Source organism: Mycobacterium sp. PDNC021, assembly GCF_048282635.1.
In the GTDB taxonomy this organism is placed as follows: Bacteria; Actinomycetota; Actinomycetes; order Mycobacteriales; family Mycobacteriaceae; genus Mycobacterium; species Mycobacterium llatzerense.
In genome coordinates this window covers 2,914,096-2,936,725 of record NZ_CP182502.1, presented here as the reverse complement: position 1 = coordinate 2,936,725, position 22,630 = coordinate 2,914,096, and the positions used below count along the sequence as shown (strand labels likewise).

Here is a 22,630-nt window from a genome sequence, read left to right as displayed (position 1 = left end):
AGGCCTTAGCCCGGAAAGTGTTTGACGATGCCTTCCTGGGTCACCGTCGCCAGCACCTGGCCGGCCCGGTCGAAGAAGTGCCCGGACGCCAAGCCCCGCGAATCGGCGGCCACCGGCGACGTCGTCGAATACAGCACCCAGTCGTCGAACTTGATCGGCCGGTGGAACCAGACGGTGTGGTTCATGCTGACCGCGAAAATCCGGTCGTGGCCCCACGACAGCCCGTGGGTGGTGATGATCGAGTCCAACAGCGTCGTGTCCGACGAGTACACGAGCGCCGCGGCGTGCAGCACCTGGTCGTCGGGCATGGCGCCCATCGTCTTGAGCCACACGCGGTTGTGGTCGAGCTTGCCGCCCTTGTCGCGCATCACCCAGGCCGGGTCGTTGGTGTAGCGCCATTCGATCGGTTTGAGCGCCTCGACGAACAGCGGAACAGTCTCCTCGTAGCCCTTCAGCAGATCGTCAATCGTGGGCAGCGACAACGGATCCGGCACCGCAGGCGCCTTGACGCCATGCTCCAGGCTCCGTCCGCCGGCCAGGTGTGACACCAATGCCGTCGCCAGCAGCGTGTCGCCCTGCATGACGTCGACCCGGCGGTTGGCGAACCGCCGCTCGTCGCGCAACCGGACCACCTTGAACTCCAGGTCCCGCTCCGGGTCGCCGCCGGCGATGAAGTGCGTCGTGATCGTCGTCGGCGGCAGCTTCGGCGGCACCGTACGACTGGCGGCGACGAACGCCTGCGCCATCATCTGACCGCCGAAGGTACGGACCGGGTTCCGGCTGGGATGACCACCGGTGAAGGTGTCGTCATCGACCCGGGCGACATCGAGAACCTTGAGCAGTTCCTCGAAATCAGCTGTCGTCACGTGTCGCTCCCGCTAGTGGTCTTCCTCCCCGATCCGGTGCACGTGGATCAGGTTGGTCGAGCCTACTGTGCCCGGCGGCGCGCCCGCGACGATGACCACCAGGTCACCGCGCTTGTAGCGGTCCAGCTCCAGCAGCGCCTTGTCGACCTCCTGGATCATGCCGTCGGTGCTGTCCATCTGCGGGACGATGAACGTCTCGGTCCCCCAGGTCAGCGCCAGCTGGCTGCGCACCTCCGGCAGGTCGGTGAATGCCAGCAGCGGCAGCGGGGTGTGCAGGCGGGACAGCCGGCGCACGGTGTCACCGGACTGGGTGAACGCGACCAGCGCCTTGGCGTCCAGTCGCTCCCCGATGTCGCGGGCCGCGTAGGAGATGACGCCGCGCTTGGTGCGCGGCACGTGGGTCAACGGCGGCGCGTCCGTGGAGTTCGCTTCGACGGCTTTCACGATGCGCGCCATGGTCCGCACGGCCTCGAGCGCGTACTTGCCGACCGAGGTCTCTCCGGAGAGCATCACGGCGTCGGCGCCGTCGAGAATCGCGTTGGCGACGTCCGAGGCCTCGGCCCGGGTGGGCCGGGAATTCTCGATCATCGACTCCAGCATCTGAGTGGCCACGATGACGGGCTTGGCGTTCTCCCTGGCCATCTGGATGGCGCGCTTCTGCACCAACGGCACTTCCTCGAGCGGCAGTTCGACGCCCAGGTCACCGCGGGCGACCATGACGGCGTCGAAGGCCAGCACGATGGCCTCGAGGTTGTCGACGGCCTCGGGCTTCTCCAGCTTGGCGATCACCGGCACCCGGCGGCCCACCTCGTCCATCACCTCGTGCACGAGTTCGATGTCAGCTGGCGACCGGACGAACGACAGCGCGATCAGGTCGACGCCGAGTTTCAGGGCGAACTTCAGGTCGTCGATGTCCTTCTCGGACAAGGCCGGCACGGACACGTTCATCCCGGGCAGGGACAGGCCCTTGTTGTTGCTGACCCGCCCGCCTTCAGTGACGGTACAGACCACGTCATTGCCGTCGACCTCGGTGACCGTCAGTCCGATGTTGCCGTCATCGACGAGCAGGCGGTCGCCGGCGACGGCATCCTCGGCCAGCTGCTTGTAGGTGGTCGACACGCGGTCGTGGCTGCCCTCGCACTCATCGACGGTGATCCGCACCGTTTCGCCGGTGCGCCACTCGGTGGGTCCGTCAGCGAAGCGGCCTAGCCGAATCTTGGGGCCCTGCAGATCGGCCAGGATGCCCACCGCGCGGCCCGAGGCGTCGGAAGCCTGGCGAACCCGCTTGTAAGCCACCTCGTGGTCAGCGTGCGCACCGTGACTGAAATTCAGCCGTGCCACATCCATCCCAGCTTCCACCAGCGCCCTGACGGTCTCATCGGTGGAGGTAGCCGGGCCCAGGGTACAGACGATCTTTCCGCGCCTATTCACAGTGCATGAGCATAGTGGATCGATTCAGATAACGGTCCGCCGGGAGCGCCGTCAGCACGTCAATATCAGTCGAACAGGGAGTTGCGACGTGGTGTCCGCGGCCGGCCGCTACGGCTGGCTGAACGTCGGCACCAGCGGGAATCCCGGCAGATTGCGGACCACCGTCCACACCACCATCGCCACCAGCGCGGTCACCAGCGGCGGCGCCACCGACAGCCGTCGTCGCCAGCACACGACCAGCCACGCCACCAGCAACGGCAATCCGACGAGCGCGAACACGTTGTCGAGCACCGCGGCCGAGAAGTTGCCGTGCAACACGTCGTGAGTCATGCGCAGCCCGCCGCACAGCGGACAGTTCCATCCGGTGAGCGCCTTGAACGGGCACGGGGGAAACCCGAATCCGGGTCGGTGCGGATCAGCCAGGCCGATGTACGTCAGCGCGGCCAGTGCCACGCCTCCGGTGCCGGCCACCGCCGCCACGCGCACGACCCTGCCTGACGTCATCAGTCCATGATGCCCGGCCGGCACACCGATCGACCAAGGGAGTCGCCTGATCTCAGTCCAGCCGCACAGCCAGATCATCCGAGGGCTCAAGAAGCTCTGATGGCGAGCGGACGTCGGTGACCCCTCGACACCGACGTTCACCGCGAACCAGCGACAATATTGCCGTATTGTAACGGTTCGGGCAAACCCAGTGGGGGCTTATTGGTGCAACTGACCGTGCCGGATCAGCTCATTGACCGAGTGTTCCCACCTGGCCAGTTCGGCATCAGAGGTGAACGACGCGGGCAGATGACGGTCCAGGTGCCGGCGCAAGATGATCGAGCCCAGCGTCAGGACCAACGGGTTCAGCCCGGCCCAGACCGCATCGAGGCCGTCGACCGCATCGCCGGACGCGACCATGCGCTCCCAACGCTCGATCCCGCCGCGTGCCATCGCATCGAATAGCGCTATGCCGCTAGGGGTTTCAGAAGCCACCGCCCGGCCGAGATAGTCCATGACCACCAGGTGGTCGGTGAGCAGGCAATGCACCGCCCGACCGATCTCTTCCACCGAATCAGGACCCGGGCTCTTCAGGGCGGCGAACATGGTGCTGCTGATGAGGTTCATGGCCACGCCATCGACGGCTTTGATCAACCCGTCCTTGGTGCCGAAATGGTGCTGCACCAGCCCGACCGACACACCGGCGGTATCGGCCACAATCTGCAGCGTCGCATCGGACGTGCCCCGCTGTGCAAACACCTGCAGCGCAGCATTGAGGATGCGGTCCTGCCGAGACTGCTGCAGCTGCACTCCGTCGGCTATGTCATCCACAGGGGACATCCAACCACCGCAAACACGAAAATGACCGGTGAGTCAGGAACATACCGATCGCATGAATGTCCAGCTTGTGCGCACTTTCGCAGCGGTAATAATGTGAGGCCGCGCTGAGCCTGCGCCTGTGGTCGTCGCTACTCGACCGTTCGCGCCCTCGTCGCAGGGTCAACGACCAACGACCGCGTAGCCGCATTGACCCTGCACCTACGGCGTCCGGCACTCGCACTATCGCGCCCACACTTCAGGGTCAACGACGTGGGCTGCCGAGTGTGCACACAGTGCGTGCTCGGCGCGAGTTCCGCGATCTGTACGCACATTCGCGGCCGCGCGGGCTGGCCTCAGCCCTGACGACGCCACCAACGACGACGAGGCGCCGGCGGCTCCCACACGGGAACCCCAACTGGCTCAACCTTTTCGGTGGCTGCCACCTTCGGCTCAACTTCTTCGACCGGTTCATCGGCCGGTTCATCGTCGGAATCGGCTTCTTCGTCAGTCTCGTCGGCGACTTCTTCAGCCTCGTCTGCGTCGTCTTCGCCGTCGGCGTCAACTTCGGGCTCTTCGTCGGTGTTGCCTTCAGCCTCGTCGGCTGACTCTTCGGATTCCGTTGTCTCCGCGGCAGATTCGTCGGCGGCAGGTTCGTCGGCGACGTCCGCAGCCTCATCTTCAGCCTCGGCTGCGTCATCCTCCGCTACAACGTCTTCCTCGACTGCAGCGTCTTCGCTCTCGGCCGCGTCAGAGTCGTCGGATTCTGCTGTCTCCGCGTCGGGATCCACTACCCCGGTCTCGTCGGCGACGTCCTCGTCGGCTTCTTCGGCAGGCTCGTCCTCGTCGACGGCCAGCTCTTCGGCCTCGGTGTCGGATTCGTCCTCGTCCTCGACCTCGTCGGAATCGACTGGCTTCTCAACGGATTCGTCGACAGATTCCTCTACGGCTGCCTCGGCGTCGACTGCGTCCTCGTCGACCGCGTCTTCGGCTTCGTCACCCGGCTCCTCGGTATCCGCTGCCTCAGCAGCGTCCTCGTCGGACTCAGCCTCGTCAGCCGACTCGTCCAAGTCGACGGCCTGCTCTGCGAGAGCCACAGTTTCGTCGGGTTGGGTCTCGACGGCGTCGGCCTCGTCGGCGACTTCCTCGGCGTCGTCCCCACCACCGACAGCAGCACCAGCCGCAACAGCCACCGGCACGGCCAACACCGCGCCCTCAGCCTCGACGTCGACCTCGGCTTCAGCCTCGGCTTCGTCGGCATGACGGCCACCGAGCGTCGCCGGATCCTCGCGGCCCCGCGGCGCCACCATCATGTAGACCACCGCGCCGATGAAGACGAATGTCGAGGTGAACGAGTTGACCCGGATCCCGGCGATCAGCGTCGCGGTGTCGCTACGCATCAGCTCGACGCCGAAGCGGCCGACGCAGTAGGCGGCGACATACAACGCGAACAGCCGGCCGTGGCCCAGCTTGAAACGACGATCGGCCCACAGCAGGAGGAAGAAAACCAGGAGGTTCCACAGCAATTCGTAGAGGAACGTCGGGTGCACGACCTCGTAGACCTGCCCCGTCGACACCCCGTTGAGCAGGTGCGGGTTCACCACACCGGAGCCGTCGCTGCGCTGGAAGATCTCCAGGCCCCACGGCAGATCCGTCGGGCGGCCGTAGAGCTCCTGGTTGAAGTAGTTGCCCAACCGGCCGATGGCCTGCGCCAGGATCACTCCAGGCGCGATGGCATCAGCGAACGCGGGCAACGGAATTCCATGTCGGCGGCAGCCGATCCACGCTCCGACGCCACCGAGTGCCACGGCACCCCAGATGCCCAGACCGCCGTCCCAGATCCGGACGGCACCGGAAATCCCCGCGCCGCCCTCGGCGAAGTAGGTGCGCCAGTCGGTCATCAGGTGGTACAGGCGACCACCGATGAGACCGAACGGCACCGTCCACAGCGCGATGTCGTAGATGACGCCCTGTTCACCACCGCGAGCGACCCAGCGCCGGTCGCCGATGATCAGCGCCGCGATGATGCCGGTGATGATGCAGAGCGCGTACGCCCGGATCGGTACTGGCCCCAAGTGCCAGACGCCCTGGGCCGGACTCGGGATGTATGCCAGCAACGATGTGGTCACGCGGAAACTTTCTGTCGCACTCCGTGGGCCAGTTCTTCGGACAAAGTTCGTACCGCGGGGATGCCGCCGTCGCCGAGCGCGGACACCAGCGCCGAGCCGACGATGACGCCGTCGGCGTACGACGCGATCTCAGCGGCCTGCTCGCGCGAGCGCACGCCCAGCCCGACACCCACCGGGATGTCCGACACGGCCCGCACCCGGGACACCAGCTCCGGCGCCATGTTCGACACCGCATCCCGCGCGCCTGTCACACCCATGGTCGACGCGGCGTAGACGAATCCGCGCGACGCCTGCACTGTGGCTGCGAGCCGCTCCGGGGTGGACGACGGCGCCACCAGGAAGATGCGGTCGAGATTGTGGGCGTCGGAGACGCTGAACCATTCGTCGGCCTCGTCAGGAATGAGGTCGGGGGTGATCAGACCGAGGCCGCCGGCCGACGCCAGGTCGCGCGCGAAGGCGTCAACGCCCCAGCGCAGCACCGGATTCCAGTAGGTCATGACGACGGCGTGCCCGCCGGCGTTGCTGATCGCCTCAACGGCGCGCAGCGCATCACGGACCCGGACACCGCCCTGCAGGGCGGTGTTGGTGGCGGCCGCGATAACCGGCCCGTCCATCCCGGGATCGGAGTAGGCAACGCCGACTTCGATGATGTCGCAACCGGATTCGGTCATGGCGACCATCGCGTCGATCGAGGTCTGCACATCCGGGTAGCCGGTCGGCAGGTAACCGATCAGCGCCGAACGCCCTTCGGCCCGGCACGATTCGAACAATCCAGCCAGTCGGCTCATGACGCTTCCCCAGTCTCGCCGTCCATCAGGCCGAACCACTTCGCCGCCGTCTCGACGTCCTTGTCGCCGCGGCCGGACAGGTTCACCACGATCACCGAACCAGGACCGAGCTCCTGACCCAATTTCAGCGCACCGGCGACGGCGTGGGCCGACTCGATCGCCGGGATGATGCCCTCGGTGCGGCACAACAAGCCGAACGCTTCCATGGCCTCGGTGTCGGTCACCGGCCGGTATTCGGCCCGGCCGGTGTCCTTGAGGAAGGCGTGCTCGGGACCGACGCCCGGGTAGTCCAAACCGGCTGAGATCGAATGGGATTCGATGGTCTGGCCGTCCTCGTCCTGCAGCAGGTAGGAGAACGAACCCTGGAACGCACCCGGCGATCCCCCGGTGAAAGTGGCTGCGTGCCTTCCGGTTTCGACGCCGTCGCCGGCCGCTTCGAAACCGACCAGCCGCACGCCCGGGTCGTCGATGAAGGCGTGGAAGACGCCGATGGCGTTCGAGCCACCGCCGACGCACGCGGTCACCGCGTGAGGCAGCCGGCCGGCCTGCTGCTGAATCTGGACGCGCGCCTCCATACCGATGACGCGCTGGAAGTCGCGCACCATCACAGGGAACGGATGCGGTCCGGCGGCGGTGCCGAAGCAGTAATAGGTGTCGTCCGCGTTGGTGACCCAGTCGCGGAAGGCTTCGTTGATGGCGTCCTTGAGGGTCGCCGAGCCGGCCTCGACCGACACCACGGTGCCGCCGAGCAGCCGCATCCGGGCCACGTTCAGCGCCTGCCGGGCGGTGTCGACCGCGCCCATGTAGACGACGCATTCGAGGCCGAGCAGCGCGCAGGCCGTCGCGGTCGCGACGCCGTGCTGGCCGGCGCCGGTCTCGGCGATCACGCGGGTCTTGCCCATGCGCTTGGCCAGCAGCGCCTGCCCGAGCACGTTGTTGATCTTGTGAGAACCGGTGTGGTTCAGGTCTTCTCGTTTGAGGAACAGCCGCGCCCCGCCGGCGTGGTCGGACAGCCGGGTCGCTTCGTACAGCGGCGACGGCCGCCCCGTGTAGTGCTGCTGCAACCGGTCGAGTTCGTCGAGGAAGGTCTGGTCGGTACGGACCTTGTCGTAGGCCGCGGTGACTTCCTCGATGACCGCCATCAGCGCCTCGGGCACCAAACGCCCGCCGTAGGCACCGAAGTGCCCTTTGGCGTCCGGGTCGTGGCTTGTGGCTTCGGCGACCGCGGCGCTCATCCGCGGCAATTCAGTACCAGTGCGATCAGACATAAGAACTCGGGCTGCTTCTTTGCGCAGGAGCCCACAATTCAGCGGGCTGGTTTCGGGCAGGACGGGTGCGTGCCGGCAGTCACCAGGTCTGCGACGGCACTACGGGGATCGCCGCTGGTCACCAGGCCTTCACCGACCAGGACTGCGTCGGCACCGGCACCGGCATAGGCCAGCAGGTCGGCGGTGCCACGCACCCCCGACTCGGCGATGCGGATGATGTTGCTCGGCAGGCCGGGCGCGATGCGGCCGAAGCAGTCGCGGTCGACCTCGAGGGTCTTGAGGTCCCGGGCGTTGACGCCGATGACCTTGGCACCGGCCTGGATGGCCCGGTCAGCTTCTTCCTCGGTATGTACCTCGACCAGTGCCGTCATCCCGAGGGACTCGGTCCGGTCGATCATCGAGGTCAGCACCGACTGTTCCAGCGCGGCGACGATCAGCAGCAGCATGTCGGCGCCGTGGGCCCGGGCCTCGTGAATCTGGTACGGGGTGACGATGAAGTCCTTGCGCAGCACCGGAATCGACACCGCGGCACGCACAGCGTCCAGGTCGGCCAGCGACCCGTTGAAGCGACGCTCCTCGGTCAGCACGCTGATCACCCGGGCACCGCCGGACTCGTACGCCTTGGCCAGCTTGGCGGGATCGTCGATCTGCGCCAACGCACCCTTGCTGGGGCTGGCGCGCTTGACCTCGGCGATGACGCCGATGCCCGGCTCACGCAGCGCGGCGAGTGCATCCTTGGCCGAAGGCGCCTTCTTGGCCCGCTCCTTGACCTCGGTCAGACTCAGCGCGGCTTCGCGGGCGGCAACATCAGCGCGAACTCCCTCGATGATGGAGTCGAGCACGGTCCCCGAAGTCATAACGCGTCGTCGTCCTTCCGTGCCGGTTCGGCAAGCCAGATGATCTTCTCGAAGGGTAGTCGCCGGGGCGGCGCAGACTGCCACCGGGCCACGCTCATTTGCTCCCCCCGTCGTTCTGGGTCGGGTCATGCCCCTCGTCGAGGGCATCCCAGATCATCCGTTCGGACATGCCGTCGGCAGCTTCTTCCTGCACCGCTTCGCGGCGCGCGCCCGGTGCGGCGTATTTCGACGTGGCCGGGGTGGTCGCGCCGCGACCTGCCGAACGCATCAGCAGCACGGCTCCGACCAGCGTCAATACCGCAGCTGCCAGCGTCACACCCGCGCCCCAGTAGTGCCGCTGGGTCCCCACCAGGAACATGACCGCGATCTGCGCCATGTCGGCGGCGCGCACCGAGATGTCGGTGACCGCCCACAGGCTGATGGCCAGGTATCCCATCCCCGCGCTCGCGACGGCGACCAGCAGCGCCAGCAGCCGCAGCGCCCAGCCCCGCACGGCCAGCGCCGCCACCGCGGCAGCGGCGGCCAGCAGCGCCAGCGGGATGAGGGCCGTCGACCAGGCCGCGCCGGACAGCGTCGTCGCCTTCGGCTGGCCCAGCCCGTCGAACGACGACACGTCGACCCAGGGCAGCCGGGAGGCGCCCCACAGCATCAGCGCGGCGACGAGCAGCAGCACCTGAGCGGTGCGGGTGGTCCTCACGGCTCGCTCAGCGTCTCGGCGGCCGCGATCGCGGCCAGGACCGCCTTGGCCTTGTTGGACGACTCGTTGTATTCGTACGGCCCGTTGGAGTCCGCCACCACGCCGCCACCGGCCTGCACGTAGGCGGTGCCGCCGCGCATCAGGGCGGTGCGGATCGCGATGGCGAAATCAGCGTTGCCAGCGAAGTCGAGGTACCCGAGCACGCCGCCGTACAGGCCACGTCGGGTCAGCTCAACCTCTTCGATGAGCTCCATGGCCCGGACCTTCGGCGCCCCCGACAGTGTTCCGGCCGGGAAGCACGCGGTGACGGCATCGAGCGCGGTCTTGTCGTCGGCGAGGTGGCCGGTGACGGTGGAGACCAGGTGCATGACGTGGCTGTAGCGCTCGATGTGGCTGTAGTCCTCGACGCGCACGGTCCCCGGACGGCACACGCGGCCCAGATCGTTGCGGCCGAGATCGACCAGCATCAGGTGTTCGGAGCGTTCTTTGTCGTCGGCCAACAGCTCCTTTTCCAGCAGGATGTCGTCCTCCTCGGTGGCGCCGCGCCACCGGGTGCCGGCGATCGGGTGCGTGGTCGCCACCCCGTCCTTCACCGTGACGAGCGCCTCCGGGCTGGAGCCGACGACCGAGAAGTCAAGTCCACCTTCGGCATTGGGCACGTTGAGCAGATACATGTACGGGCTCGGGTTGGTCACCCGCAGCACCCGGTAGACATCGATCGGATCGGCGTCGGTGTCCAACTCGAACCGCTGCGACGGCACCACCTGGAACGCTTCGCCGGCCTCGATGTCGCCGACCAGCTTCTCGACGATGGCCGTGTACTCCTCGACCGTGCGCTGCTGGCGCGGCTGCGGCTGTGGGCGGCTGAAGACGGCGATGCTCGAGGGCAGCGGCTCCCCCAGCGCCTTGGTCATGACATCGAGGCGGGCGACGGCATCGTCGTAGGCCCAGTCGACACGCTCGTCGGTGCCGTTCCAGTTGACCGCGTTGGCGATCAGAGTGATGGTGCCCTCGTGATGGTCGACGGCAGCGATGTCCGTGGCCAGCAGCAGCACCATGTCGGGCAGCTTGAGGTCGTCTTTCGCAAGTTCAGGGAGCCGCTCCAGCCGGCGCACCATGTCGTAGGCGAAGTACCCGACCAGCCCGCTCGACAACGGCGGCAGCCCCGGCACGGGCGCGGTCTGCAGCAGGGCCAGGGTGTCGCGCACCGCCTGCAACGGGTCACCGCCGCTGGGTGCGTCCTGCGGCGTGCTGCCGAGCCAGGCCGCTTCACCGTCCCGGACGGTCAGCGCCGACGGAGCGCCCGCGCCGATGAATGACCATCGCGACCAGGACCGCCCGTTCTCCGCAGATTCCAGCAGGAATGTGCCTGGACGGTTGGCGGCCAGCTTGCGGTACGCCGACAACGGGGTCTCGCTGTCGGCGAGAACCTTGCGGGTCACCGGTACCACTCGGTGCTCGGCGGCCAGGGCCCGGAATTCCTCACGTGAGGTCGTCTTCACGCGGCAATCCTCCCAGAAGTAGCGTGGCACCTATGAAACGTGGTGACCGGGTTGCCGAGTTCAATCTCCCCGACCAGACCGGGACCGTCCGCAGTCTTTCCGAACTACTGGCCTCTGGGCCGATCGTGCTGTTCTTCTATCCGGCGGCGATGACGCCGGGCTGCACCATGGAGGCCTGCCACTTCCGCGACCTGGCCGCCGAGTTCGCGGCCGTCGGTGCGTCCCGGGTCGGGATCAGCATGGATGCGGTGGAAAAACAGGACAAATTCGCCGAGAAGCACAGCTTCGACTACCCGCTGCTGTCCGACAGCGCCGGCGTGGTGGCCGAGGCGTTCGGTGTGAAACGTGGTCTGCTCGGCAAGCTGATGCCGGTCAAGCGGACCACGTTCGTCATCGACACCGACAGCAGGGTGCTCGAGGTCATCGCCTCTGAGATCAGCATGGACTCCCATGCCGACAAGGCGCTCGAGGTGCTCAGGGCGCGTTAGCCGCCCGGATCACCGCCGCCAGTGACGCGGTGAGCACTGAATCGCTGCGCCCGCAGGCCCATCCGCCGCGGTATTCCAGGTACGTGACCGCGGTGGCGCCGATCGACTGCTGGGTGAGGCCGAGAATCTCGACCGGCCGTCCCACCTCGGCCAAAGCCTGGGTCAGCGCCTCGACCGGCCCGACGCCGCGGTGCGCACTGGTGTGGGCGATCCCGTTCACGCTCAGCGTGATCTCGGTGGTCTCGTCGCTGCTCGTGTGCCAGTCCTTGAGTTCGACAGGACCGCCGGAACCCAGATAGGTGGACTCGAACAGGTCGTACAGCTCGGTCGCGGTCACCTCGACGCCACTGCCATCGGTGTGGGTCTGCACATGCCGGGCGAAGTCGATCTGCAGCCGTCGCGGCAGGTCCAGTCCGTATCCGCTGTGCAGCAGGTAGGCGATGCCACCCTTGCCGGACTGTGAATTGACCCGGATGACGGCGTCATAGCTGCGCCCGATGTCGGCGGGGTCGATGGGCAGATACGGCACCCGCCAATCGATTTCGCGCTCATCACGGCTCGCTGCGGTGGCCCGGGCGCGATGTTCGGCCAGGCCTTTCTTGATCGCGTCCTGATGGGTGCCCGAGAACGCGGTGTGCACCAGGTCGCCGACGTACGGATGCCTCTCGTGGATCGGCATCCGGGTGCAGTGCGACACGGTGCGAGCGATCGCGTCGATATCAGAGAAGTCGATCATTGGGTCGACGCCCTGGGCATACAGATTCAATGCCAGGGTGGCGATATCAACATTGCCGGTGCGCTCACCGTTGCCGAAGACGCAGCCCTCCACGCGCTGCGCCCCGGCCAGGACGGCCAATTCGGCACAGGCCACCCCGGTCCCCCGGTCGTTGTGCGGGTGCACCGACAGGATCACCGCGTCGCGGCGGGCCAGGTTCCGGTGCATGTACTCGATCTGATCGGCGTACACATTCGGCGTCGCCACCTCCACGGTGGCAGGCAGATTCAGGATCACCGGGCGATCCTCGGTGGCGTCCCACAGCTGTGTCACGGCGTCGCAGATTTCCAGCACATAGTCGGGTTCGGTGAGGTTGAACACCTCCGGGGAGAACTGGAATCGGATGTTCGGCAGGTCGTCGGTCAGCGTCAGCACATCGAGCGCGCCGTGCAGGATCAGACTGCGCAACTCGTCACGGTCCTTGCCCAGCACGGTGTTTCGCCACGTGGGTGCGGTCGCGGTGTACATGTGGATGACGACGTCATTGCGCATGCCGCGCACCGACTCGACGGTGCGCTCGATCAGGTCGCGGCGGGCCGGGGTGAACACCACGATGGTGACATCGGCCGGCGCGATATCGGCTTCGGCCAGCAGCCGGACGAAGTCGAAGTCGGTCTGCGAGGCCGACGGGTAGCCGACCTCGATCTCCTTGTAGCCGATGGCGACGAGATGCTCGAAGAACTGGCGTTTGCGGTCAGGATCCATCGGCTCGGCCAGGGCTTGGTTGCCGTCACGCAGGTCGACGGGCACCCAGAGCGGTGCGGTGGTGATGCGGTTGCTCGGCCAATCTCGTTGGACAGCAGGAATATTCACGCGGTTGAAGACATCGGTATAGCGGTGCCACGGCATGCGCGACGGCTGTTGACGGTTCCACGAAGTGCTCATCGGTGGTCTGCTTTCGGTCAAGTGAGGAAGTGACCGGTCGCGACAGAGCCCCACGGCAGGGGGCCGGTCGTTTCAGACCCCGCCGCGGCAACCAAGCAGAAGTACGCGCGTCATGATGGTTAGACTATACACAACTCCTCAGACAAGTAGAGAGGTCGCATGGTCGCGCAAGTATCGCGTCAACCCCTGGCAGCACAAGCCGCACAGCTACTGCTGACGCGCATCAAGGACGGTGAATGGCCACTGGGACAACGCCTTCCAGGCGAGACGACCCTGGCCGCTCAGCTCGGCGTGGGCCGCTCCACCCTGCGCGAAGCAATCCGGGAACTGGCCGGCAAAGGCGTCCTCGACAGCCGTCAGGGCGCCGGCGTCTTCGTCATTGCCCTCGATGTCACCGACGACTGGGACACCGTGCTGCGCAGCGCGAACGTCGCGTCGGTGATCGAAGCCCGCATCGCCATAGAGGCCGAAGGGGCGGCCCTGGCCGCGACTCGCCGAACGCCGGCTGACCTGCGCACTATCCGGCGCACCCTCGCCGCCCGCGGCGTCACCGGTCAGTCGGTACCCGAACACGTGGACGCCGACATGGCATTTCACCGCGCCGTGATCACCGCGGCCCACAACGACGTGCTGACCCAGCTGTTCGACGCGTTCCTCCCCCGGCTGCGGCTCGCCATGATCGACATGTTGAGGATCCGCCCGATCACGTCAGAGCCGTGCGACCACGCCCTGCATCAGCAGCTCGCCGACGCCATCGCCGCACGCGATCCCGATGCCGCGGCCGCCGCCAGCCGCACTCACCTGAGCACCCTGAAGGAATCATTCTCATGACACCCGTGCTGGAACTCGACAACGTGACGTTCCGCCGTGAAGGCAAGCAGATCATCGACGGCATCTCGCTGACGGTGCAGGAAGGCGAACACTGGGCTCTGCTCGGCCCCAATGGCGCCGGCAAGAGCACGCTCCTCGGCTTCTGCGGCGCGGTGACGTTCCCGACGTCGGGCACGGTGCGGGTGCTGGGCGCACAGATGGGCCGCACCGACCTGGCACCGCTGCGGCGGTCCATCGGCCACGTCAATCCCCGACATCGGCTGCAGTACCCGCTGACGGTGAGGGAGGTGGTGCTGACCGGCGTCACCGGCACCATCGACATCGCGGCCCGCTGGATGCCGACTGCCGAAGACATCGCACGCGCCGACGAGTTGATCGGCACCGTGGGACTGACCCACCGCGCCGATGCGGTGTGGCCGACGCTGTCGCAGGGCGAGCGAGGCAGAACGCTCATCGCCCGCGCGCTGATCGCCGAGCCACGACTGCTGCTGCTCGACGAACCGACCACCGGCCTGGACGTGGCCGCGCGCGAACAACTACTGGAAACCCTTGACACGCTGGAGCATTCACACCCCGAGATGGCCTCGATCCTGGTGACACATCACCTCGAGGAACTACCGACGTCCACGTCTCACGCCCTGCTGATCTCCGGCGGCCGCACCGTCGCCGCGGGTCCGTCGGTCGCGACCGTGACGACCGATCATGTGACGGAGGCCTTTTCGCATCCGGTCGAGGTCGGCTACGACCACGGCCGCTGGTCCGCCCGGGCCACTGCGAGCTCGCGCACCGGCTAACTGCTGGTGATTTGTGCACGATTTTCCGCGCTGACCGCGAAAAATCGTGCACAAATCACTGAGTGGCGAACTCCCGGGACTGCAGGTAGGCCCGCCAGCCGCCGAACTCCGAGATGTCGGGCGCCACGATGGCCCCCTCGTCGGCACACACGAACCCGGTCTCCCAGGACCCGTCGTCGAGCTCGATTGCCGCCAGTCCCATCGGTGTCGGCAGGGCGACCAGGAACTTCCCGAGCGCCGCGGGAGAGAGCGACCAGCGCTCCACCTCAAAGGCCCGCCCGCCGTGGGACAGCCGCAGCAGAGCGGGCTTGCCCGACGGCAGCGCCGTCATCCGATAGCTTTCGGCAGTACGTGCCGGCCCGTCCCACCGCGCCCCGAGATCGTGGAGCTGACCAGCCAGCGGCTGGTCCCGCAGATGCGCGCCGGCCACGACCAGCGTCACCGCACCGGCTCCCGCCCGCTCGGGCCAGGACGCCGCCGCACCACGTTCGGCGCCGCTCAGCCGGGCCGCGATGTCGGCCACCACGGCGTCATCGAACGACCGGCCCAGCACCGTCACCCCGAATTGCGCTGTGGTGCCGTCGGATTCGACGACCTCGCCGGCCGGGACCGCGACTCCGCACATGTCGAACAGATTGCAGAAATTCGTGTACGTGCCGATCCTCGCGTTGACCGCGACCGGATCGGCCGCCACCTCGGCGAGCGTCGGCTGCAGCGGCGCGGTGGGCACCAACAGCGCGTCACACTCCCCCAATGCCCGGAATGCCCGGTCCCGCAGGCGATCCAACTCGCGACGGTCGCGCAACAGCGCGGTCGCGGAGTGGACACCGCCCGCGGTGATGATCGCCGCGACCGTCGGATCCAGTCCGGCGTCGTCGCCGGCAGTGGCGATGAAGTCCCCCACCGCTTCGGCGCGTTCGGCGACCAGTGCGCCGTCGTACAGCAACCGGGCGGCGGCCAGGAAGTCGGTCAGATCGATGGGCACGATCCGCATGCCGGCGGCCCGCGCGGCATCGACCGCGCGCTGGAACGCGACATCCCAGCCGGGAGCCATCGCCGGTAGTTCGGCGGGCACCGCCAGCACCGGGTCGGCAGGGGCGGCGAAGCGGGTCGAGGTGGGCCATGGCCGCTGCGTGGTGGACGCCATCACTGCCATGGCGTCCTCCGCGGTCGCCAGGTCGCGCGCCAGGATGGTCACGCAGTCGTAGCTCGGGCAGGCCGGAACGACGCCGGCGGTCGACACCACACCAATGGTGCCCTTGATCCCGACGAGACCTTGATACCCCGCAGGCACCCGGCCGGATCCCGCAGTATCCGTGCCGATTCCGAGGTCGGCGGCACCGATGGCCACCGCGACAGCCGAACCCGACGATGAACCACCCGAAATCCTGTCTGGCCGCCGCGCGTCGCGCACCGCACCGTAGGGGCTTCGGGTGCCGACGAGCCCGGTCGCGAACTGGTCCAGGTTGGTCTTGCCGATCACCACCGCACCGGCTGCGCGCAGTGCCGCCACCACAGGCGCGTCGGTGCCCGGGGTGTACGCGTAGCCCGGGCACGCCGCAGTGGTGAGCAGGCCCGCGACGTCGACGTTGTCCTTGACCGCCAGCAGCTGACCGGCCAGCGGGCCGCGCGCCTGCGAAACTTCCTGGCGCACCGCGTCCTCGTCGCGCACGGTGATGAAGGCTTCCGGCCGCTGCGCGATGGCCGCGAATGCGGCGCTGATCCGATCCATCAGGCGACTTCCTGTCCTGTTGTGGCGCAAGGTTTCTTGCGTGCGCCGATTTCGCCGCTGGCCTCCCAGCGGGCCCGCTCCTCGTTGCGGGCCATGGTCATCCGCTGTCGCACAGCGGCGATGTCGTCGGCCTCCCGCGATAGGAAGGTCAGATAGTCGGCGATCCGGAACTCGCCGTCGGTGATGTCGACGGTGCCGCGGCCGGCGGCGACGTCGGCGCGCAGGTCGGTCAGTTCCTCGGAGGACACCGGGTACCACGACACCTGATCGAAGAACCGCAGCAGCCACGGCTGTTCGGGTTCGAAACCCGGTGCGGACAGCGGGAATCGGTGGTTCCACACCTGCGTGGTGCGGCCCATCAGTTGGTAGCCGCCGGGGCCTTCCATGCCGTAGATACACAGATAGGCACCGCCGATCCCGACCGCGTTCTCGGGAGTCCAGGTGCGGGCCGGGTTGTACTTGGTGGTGACCACCCGGTGCCGCGGATCGACCGGGGTGGCGACCGGGGCACCCAGGTAGACATCCCCCAGGCCGAGCACGAGATAGCTCGCCGCGTGGACGATGTCGAACACCTCCTGCTGGGATTCCAGGCCGTTCATCCGGCGGATGAACTCGATGTTGCTCGGGCACCACGGGGCGTCGTCGCGCACGCCGTTGCGGTACCGGTCGATGGCCAGCCGGACGGTCGGGTCGTCCCAGCTCAACGGCAGTCGTACCGATCGGCTCGGCAGCACCAACCGGTCGACGGGGCCGAGTGCGGACTCGATGTCGAGGACGAACGCCGTCATCGCCTGGTGATCGGTGAGCGCGGCGTCGAATTTGACCTGCAGCGAACGGATTCCGGGTGTGAGGTCGATGATCCCGCGGGGCCGGTGTGCCTCGATCGCGGTATGCAGAGCGTGCACCCGCGCCCGCAGCACCAGATCCAGGGTCATCGTGCCGTATTCGACCAGCAGGTTGTCATCACCGCTGCGGCGCAGCGTCATCGAGGTCGTGCCGTCGCCCGTGACGCCGCGGTGCAACACGCCGTCATCACCGTCACCGCGCGGGCTGCGCACCACCGGTGACGCCGCTCGCCGCGAGGTGCCCAGTGCTGCCAGGGGTGCGGCGGCGCTGGCCCGCACCGGAACGAAGCGCACCCGGTCGCCGGGGGTGAGCTGCCCGAGCTTCCACCGGTCCGCGGACGCCACCGTCACCGGGCAGACGAAACCGCCCAGGCTGGGTCCGTCCGGGCCGAGCAGGATCGGAGTATCGCCGGTGAAGTCCAGGGCGCCAACCGAATACGGGGTGTCGTGGATATTGGATGGGTGCAGCCCGGCCTCACCGCCGTCGGGCCGGGCCCACTGCGGCTTCGGCCCGACCAGACGGACGCCGGTGCGGTCCAGGTTGTGGTCCACCAGATACGTGGCCTCGTAGAGAGTTTCGATATCGGCGCGGGTGAAGAACTCGGGCGCACCGTGCGGACCTTCGGTGACCGCGAGGCGCCATTCGTGGCCGATCGACGGGATCTCCTCGTCGGTGAGTCGGCGCGGACGGCCCACCGCGGCGCCCAGATCGAGCCGGTCACCGGCTGCCAAGGCCCGGCCGGCTGCGCCGAATCGGCCGAGCGTGAACGTCGAGCGCGAGCCGAGATATGCCTCGGCCTCGATGCCGCCGGCCACCGCGATGTAGATGCGCATCCCGACGCCCTGCACCGCACCGATCTCGAGAACACCGCCCTCCGGAACAGCGATGGGCGCCCACTGCCGCGCCGGCACCCCGTCGAGCGTGACCGATACCGGAGCACCCGTGACGCAGACGACGGTCGCCTCATCGAATCCCAGTGTGGGACCGGCCATCGTCGCCTCCAGGCCAGGCACGCCCTCGGCATTACCGACCGCGAGATTGGCCAGCCGCAGTGACAGGTCATCCATCGGCCCTGACGGCGGTACGCCCACCTGCCAGTAGCCGATGCGGCCCGGCCAGTCCTGGACGGTGGTGCTCGGCCCGGGCCGCAGCACGGTGAGGGTCGGGGTATTCGTCGGCAGCGCCATGCGCATATTCCTTTACGTCCGAACGTCGATCAGAGCGGGCGGGTGACGATCATCCGCACCGGCGTGGGATCGAATCCGTTGCACGGGTTGTTGATCTGCGGGCAGTTGGACACCAACACCAGGACGTCGGTGTCGGCACGCAGCGCCACCCGCAGTCCCGGTGCCGACAACCCGTCGACGATGCCGAGGGTGCCGTCGGCCTCCACCGGCACGTTCATGAAGAAGTTGAGATTCGGTGCCAGATCACGCTTTCCGAGACCGTACCGGGCGCCTTCGATGAGGAAGTTCTCGACGCAGGCGTGCTGGTGCCGGGTGTGGTGGCCGTAGCGCAGCGTGTTGGATTCCTGCGAGCAGGCGCCACCGACGGTGTCGTGATTGCCCACCTCGTCGGCCACGACGGTCATCAGTGCCGCACCATCACTGTCCCGCAACACCGTTCCGGTGCTGACGAACAGCGACCGCTGCGCCGTGATGGTGGTCTGTGCGCTGTAGCGCCGGGACGTGTCATGGGCGCCGTAGATCAGCGTGTCGACGGCCTGATTGCCATGCAGGTCGACGATGGTCAGCACATCGCCTTCCGCGATGATCGCCGACCAGGGGCCGCGGGCCTCGACGATCTCGTCGAGGATGGTCGTGCCGGCCACCAGTGCGGGGACCGAGTCGATGACAGTGCTCATTAGCTGGCTCCTCCGGTGAGATGCAGTGCGGTCCAGACGTCTTCGGTGTTGCGATGTGCGCGTTCGTATTCGGGCCCGATGGTGTCGGCGCGAGCGGCCAACGCCGCGAGGTCGTCGGGCGCCGACCAGGCCAGCACCTCCAGATCGGAGGTGCTGAAACTCGGCTCCGGGTCGAGCGGGTGCGCGGTGTTGGCGATCGCCACGATCACCGGCAGGTGCACGATCAGTTCGACTGCCGTGCCGGGACCGGCCGAGCCCGTCGACACCAGTTGGCCCGCATCGTCGGCACGGGCGCCGTGGAAGAACGACACGCCGGGGCCGACGTCACGCGGACCCAGGCCGTGCTTGAGCGCGGCGAGCACCAGCAGCTCCCGGCCGGCCGGGCTGTCCGAGTGCGCGGTGCCGGCCCCGTAGCGGGCTTCGTTCTGCGCCCGGGTTGTGGTGCCGCACAGCGCATCGTGGTGACCGGAGGTGTCAGCGACGATGGTCGCCAATACCCGTCCCTGATCATCGAGCAGCGGATGTCCGGTGGCGAGGTACGCCTGCCACGGCACCTTGACGGTGTCGGCGGTGTTGAGCCGCTCCCAGGGGGCGTCGGCGCGCCAGAGCAGCAGGTGCGCACACGCACGGCCCTCGATATCGGTGAGCCGCAACCGGGTTCCGCGGTCCAGCACCTTGCTGGTGTAGCGGCCGCCGGGCACCGTCTCGGCCCAGGTCAGCCGGTCGGCTTCGACGCCGGCGGGCGGTGTGGGCCACAGCGATGCGGGTACGACGGGCATGGCAGCCGTGTGTGCGCCGGCCTGCGCGCGAGCGTGCGCGCGAGCGGCTGCGGTGGTCGAAGTGGTGGTGAGACTCACGAGAATCCTTTCGGCAGTGGCTGATTGGCGGAGATCAGAGTGTTCCGACGGGGTTCGGATGGGTCCGGCGGTACGGGAAGCACAGGGCACCGAGCGCAACGATCGCGACGATGGTGAACGGCCCGGCCCAAACCAGCAGCGGCATCGCGCCCGTCGGGTCGTAGATTTCCGGCCGTGGCCAGGCCAGGTTGATCACCATCGCCACGCCATAGGCGACCGCGAAGAGGTTGACCGGCAGACCCCAGCGTCCCATCGAGAACAGTGGCCGACCGCCGGCGTCGGTGGCCGATGCGTCCCAACGCATTCCCCGCAGCCGGTGGGCCAGCAGCGGTGCGGTCACCAGCAGGTAGGCGATGTAGATCGCGATGATGCAAACGCTGGCGAGCGTGGCGAAGATCGCGGAGTTGCCGACGTTCACCAAGAGCACACCGACACACGCCACACCGACCACGATCGCCGGCGGAATGGGTGTCCCGGTTGCCGGATTGACGCGGGACAGGAGCGACGAGAACGGCAGCCGCTGATCGCGCGCCATCGAGAACATCAGGCGGGTGGCCGCGGTCTGAATTGCCAAGGTGCAGATGAAGATCGCGATGGCCACGTCGACGAGGAGCAGCGTCCCCCACGGCGACGACAGCACCGCGCCCAGCACGTAGGGCAGGCCCTCGGTCGCGAGGCGACCGTCGGTCAGGCTCGGCGCCGCCATCAGTGCGCCGATGATCATCAGGCCGCCGCCGAGCGCCGACACCGTCAGTGCCGACCGGATGGTGCGCGGCGCCACGCGGCGCGCGTCCCGCGTCTCCTCCGCCAGCTCGCCGGCCGAACCGAAGCCGACCATCACGTAAGCGGCCATCAGTCCGGAGGCGATCCAGGCCCAGCCATAACCCGGACCCGTTGCGCCGGTGTCGAACACGACCTGCGGACCGCGCTGGGCATGGGTGAAGAACACTCCGACGACCGCGATGACTCCGACGATCTCGCAGCAGACCCCGATCGTCGCGACCCGCGACATCCAGCGCACCCCGATGCAGTTGATCGTGGTGGTGACCAGCAGCAGCGCCGTACCCAGCAGCACCGCATTGGCCGCTCCGTCCGGCGAGGTGAGGGCGGTGTCGGTGCCGATGAGCTGGAATCCCGACCACACCGCCGGCAGCACCACCTGCAGCGCGATGGCCGCAGCGGATGCCGTGATGATCTGGGCCAGAATCATGAACCAGCCACCGAACCAGCCGATGACTTCGCCGCCGAGGCGGCGGGCCCACTGATAGATGGCCCCCGAGATCGGGTAGCGGGCGGCCAGTTCGGCGAAGCACAGGGCCACGGCGAACTGGCCGATGAACACCGCCGGCCAGGTCCAGAAGAACGCCGGACCGCCGAAACTGAAGCCGAGACCGAATAGTTGGAAGATCGTGGTCAGGATCGACACGAACGAGAAACCGGCCGCAAACGAGGCGAACTTGCCCAGCGAGCGATGCAGCTGTTGGTCGTAGCCGAACTCGGCGAGATCGTCATGATCTGCCGGCGACGTGTTGGTCAATGTCATCCGATCTCGATTCCACAGAGGTCAATACCTGTCAACTGACAGAATTAGGTGTGCCCATGACACGGATGGGTCACCGAAGTTTCCGGCGTGGGTCGCGGTGTAACAGTTGGGTTTCACGGGAGCCGACGATGCGTGGGTGGCACAGTAGTGGCATGAGCCGCCCGGGCCGCCCCCGCCACCGCGACGCCTTACGCCCCGGCAGCACCGCCGTCGAGCAGATCCTCGATGCCGCCGGAGAACTGTTCGTGACCAAGGGCTTTACCGTGACCTCGACGCGTTCGATCGCCGAGGCCGTCGGCATCCGGCAGGCCTCGCTGTACCACCACTTCCCCAACAAGGAAGCCATCCTCGAGGCGCTGCTCGATGCGACGGTGGTGCCGTCGCTGGAGTTCGCACGGCGGGTGACCCGGTCCGTCGACGACCCGCGGGTCGCGCTGTGGGCGGTGACGGCCGGCGACGCGGCCAGCCTGTTGTCCGTGCCGTGGAACCTGGGTCGGCTCTATCTACTGCCGGAGGTCGACGGTATCGAGGGCTTCCATGACCGGCGCCGCGAGCTGCACGCCGTGTACCGCGAGCTGGCGGTCGACGTCGTCGGTGGCCGCGACGAGTTCCGCTGCGGCCTCCCGGTGCGCCTGACCGAGACGGTCATCGCGCAGCGCGTCGACGACCCGGGCATCGCCGGTGACGAAGTGGCCGAGGCCATCGCCGATGCGGCGCTACGGGTGCTCGGGGTCGATGTCGACGACACGCTGCGGGCGGCGGGGCGGGCACTGGTCGAGCAGCACCTGCCCGTCCCTGATTAGGACTCGGGGGCGAGCAACTGGTCGGCGTCGAAGCAGCTGTGGTCGCCGGTGTGGCAGGCGCCGCCCACCTGGTCGACCTCCAGGAGCACGGCATCGCCGTCGCAGTCCAGGCGGACCGAGTGCACGTACTGGGTGTGTCCCGACGTCAGGCCCTTGACCCACTGTTCGCCACGTGAGCGGGAAAAGTACGTCGCCTCACGGGTTTCCAAGGTGCGCGCCAGCGCGGCGTCGTCCATCCAGGCGACCATCAGGACGTCGCCGGTGCCGCGCTGCTGCACCACGGCGGTGAACAGCCCGGCGTCGTTGCGCTTGATGCGTGCGGCGATTCCGGGGTCCAAAGCGCTCATCGCACCGGACCTCCATTCGCCGATGTCG

The 22,630-nt window shown here is 67.7% G+C and carries 21 protein-coding genes; 4 read left to right on the top strand and 17 right to left on the bottom strand.

Annotated elements, in window-relative coordinates; genetic code table 11:
* Positions 1-5: 5 nt before the first annotated feature.
* The 10 genes from ACNO8X_RS13885 to ACNO8X_RS13840 all read right to left on the bottom strand — a co-directional run bounded on the left by ACNO8X_RS13885 (position 6) and on the right by ACNO8X_RS13840 (position 10,837).
* Positions 6-866 carry an acyl-CoA thioesterase II gene (locus ACNO8X_RS13885; protein WP_043398406.1) on the bottom strand — a complete coding sequence of 287 codons (861 nt, stop codon included), beginning with the start codon at positions 864-866 and terminating at the stop codon, positions 6-8.
* A 12-nt stretch (positions 867-878) separates the two neighbouring features.
* Positions 879-2,297: a pyruvate kinase gene (gene pyk / locus ACNO8X_RS13880; RefSeq protein WP_418001467.1), complete on the bottom strand. Its 1,419-nt coding sequence runs from the start codon at positions 2,295-2,297 to the stop codon at positions 879-881.
* A 108-nt stretch (positions 2,298-2,405) separates the two neighbouring features.
* Complete coding sequence (locus ACNO8X_RS13875) at positions 2,406-2,801, bottom strand: DUF2752 domain-containing protein (RefSeq protein WP_418001466.1); 396 nt, start codon at positions 2,799-2,801, stop codon at positions 2,406-2,408.
* Between the two features lie 198 nt (positions 2,802-2,999).
* Positions 3,000-3,620 (bottom strand): TetR/AcrR family transcriptional regulator, encoded by a 621-nt coding sequence (locus ACNO8X_RS13870; protein WP_418001465.1) that lies wholly within the window; start codon positions 3,618-3,620, stop codon positions 3,000-3,002.
* Between the two features lie 332 nt (positions 3,621-3,952).
* Complete coding sequence (lgt, locus tag ACNO8X_RS13865) at positions 3,953-5,725, bottom strand: prolipoprotein diacylglyceryl transferase (RefSeq protein ID WP_418001464.1); 1,773 nt, start codon at positions 5,723-5,725, stop codon at positions 3,953-3,955.
* A complete protein-coding gene (gene trpA, locus ACNO8X_RS13860) occupies positions 5,722-6,513 on the bottom strand; it encodes a tryptophan synthase subunit alpha (RefSeq protein ID WP_418001463.1) in 792 nt (263 codons plus the stop codon). The genes lgt and trpA overlap by 4 nt, the downstream gene beginning before the upstream one ends.
* Entirely contained in the window at positions 6,510-7,781 is a 1,272-nt protein-coding gene (gene trpB / locus ACNO8X_RS13855; RefSeq protein ID WP_418001462.1) for a tryptophan synthase subunit beta, read from the bottom strand. Before trpB ends, trpA begins: the two co-directional genes overlap by 4 nt.
* Before the next feature lie 38 nt (positions 7,782-7,819).
* Positions 7,820-8,638: an indole-3-glycerol phosphate synthase TrpC gene (trpC, locus tag ACNO8X_RS13850; RefSeq protein WP_260942072.1), complete on the bottom strand. Its 819-nt coding sequence runs from the start codon at positions 8,636-8,638 to the stop codon at positions 7,820-7,822.
* A 94-nt stretch (positions 8,639-8,732) separates the two neighbouring features.
* The gene (locus tag ACNO8X_RS13845) at positions 8,733-9,335 is read right to left on the bottom strand and encodes a TIGR02234 family membrane protein (protein WP_418001461.1); all 603 of its coding nucleotides are present in this window, start codon (positions 9,333-9,335) and stop codon (positions 8,733-8,735) included.
* The gene (locus ACNO8X_RS13840) at positions 9,332-10,837 is read right to left on the bottom strand and encodes an anthranilate synthase component I (protein ID WP_043398572.1); all 1,506 of its coding nucleotides are present in this window, start codon (positions 10,835-10,837) and stop codon (positions 9,332-9,334) included. Before ACNO8X_RS13840 ends, ACNO8X_RS13845 begins: the two co-directional genes overlap by 4 nt.
* A gap of 32 nt (positions 10,838-10,869) precedes the next feature.
* Here ACNO8X_RS13840 and ACNO8X_RS13835 point away from each other — a divergent pair, with 32 nt between their 5' ends.
* Positions 10,870-11,325, top strand: a complete 456-nt coding sequence (locus ACNO8X_RS13835) for a peroxiredoxin (RefSeq protein WP_260942065.1) — start codon at positions 10,870-10,872, stop codon at positions 11,323-11,325.
* On the opposite strand, the gene ACNO8X_RS13830 is transcribed toward ACNO8X_RS13835, so the two are convergent.
* Positions 11,312-12,985, bottom strand: coding sequence for a 2-isopropylmalate synthase (locus ACNO8X_RS13830; protein ID WP_418001460.1), 1,674 nt, complete (start codon positions 12,983-12,985; stop codon positions 11,312-11,314). The genes ACNO8X_RS13835 and ACNO8X_RS13830 overlap by 14 nt on opposite strands.
* Before the next feature lie 159 nt (positions 12,986-13,144).
* Here ACNO8X_RS13830 and ACNO8X_RS13825 point away from each other — a divergent pair, with 159 nt between their 5' ends.
* Positions 13,145-13,816, top strand: a complete 672-nt coding sequence (locus ACNO8X_RS13825; protein ID WP_418001459.1) for a FadR/GntR family transcriptional regulator — start codon at positions 13,145-13,147, stop codon at positions 13,814-13,816.
* A complete protein-coding gene (locus ACNO8X_RS13820; RefSeq protein WP_418001458.1) occupies positions 13,813-14,610 on the top strand; it encodes an ABC transporter ATP-binding protein in 798 nt (265 codons plus the stop codon). The genes ACNO8X_RS13825 and ACNO8X_RS13820 overlap by 4 nt, the downstream gene beginning before the upstream one ends.
* A 55-nt stretch (positions 14,611-14,665) precedes the next feature.
* On the opposite strand, the gene atzF is transcribed toward ACNO8X_RS13820, so the two are convergent.
* The 5 genes from atzF to ACNO8X_RS13795 are packed head-to-tail and all read right to left on the bottom strand — an operon-like array spanning position 14,666 to position 21,452.
* On the bottom strand, positions 14,666-16,342 hold the full coding sequence (gene atzF, locus ACNO8X_RS13815) for an allophanate hydrolase (protein WP_418001457.1): 1,677 nt from the start codon (positions 16,340-16,342) through the stop codon (positions 14,666-14,668).
* Positions 16,342-18,375 (bottom strand): 5-oxoprolinase/urea amidolyase family protein, encoded by a 2,034-nt coding sequence (locus ACNO8X_RS13810; RefSeq protein WP_418001456.1) that lies wholly within the window; start codon positions 18,373-18,375, stop codon positions 16,342-16,344. The genes atzF and ACNO8X_RS13810 overlap by 1 nt, the downstream gene beginning before the upstream one ends.
* 29 nt (positions 18,376-18,404) lie before the next feature.
* On the bottom strand, positions 18,405-19,052 hold the full coding sequence (locus tag ACNO8X_RS13805) for an urea amidolyase associated protein UAAP2 (RefSeq protein ID WP_043398463.1): 648 nt from the start codon (positions 19,050-19,052) through the stop codon (positions 18,405-18,407).
* Positions 19,052-19,909, bottom strand: a complete 858-nt coding sequence (locus tag ACNO8X_RS13800; protein ID WP_418001455.1) for an urea amidolyase associated protein UAAP1 — start codon at positions 19,907-19,909, stop codon at positions 19,052-19,054. The genes ACNO8X_RS13805 and ACNO8X_RS13800 overlap by 1 nt, the downstream gene beginning before the upstream one ends.
* Before the next feature lie 34 nt (positions 19,910-19,943).
* Complete coding sequence (locus tag ACNO8X_RS13795; protein WP_418001454.1) at positions 19,944-21,452, bottom strand: amino acid permease; 1,509 nt, start codon at positions 21,450-21,452, stop codon at positions 19,944-19,946.
* A gap of 152 nt (positions 21,453-21,604) precedes the next feature.
* Between ACNO8X_RS13795 and ACNO8X_RS13790 the strand changes: the two genes are divergently transcribed.
* The gene (locus ACNO8X_RS13790) at positions 21,605-22,255 is read left to right on the top strand and encodes a TetR/AcrR family transcriptional regulator (protein ID WP_418001453.1); all 651 of its coding nucleotides are present in this window, start codon (positions 21,605-21,607) and stop codon (positions 22,253-22,255) included.
* On the opposite strand, the gene hisI is transcribed toward ACNO8X_RS13790, so the two are convergent.
* A complete protein-coding gene (gene hisI / locus ACNO8X_RS13785) occupies positions 22,252-22,602 on the bottom strand; it encodes a phosphoribosyl-AMP cyclohydrolase (RefSeq protein WP_418001452.1) in 351 nt (116 codons plus the stop codon). The genes ACNO8X_RS13790 and hisI overlap by 4 nt on opposite strands.
* Positions 22,603-22,630: the final 28 nt, after the last annotated feature.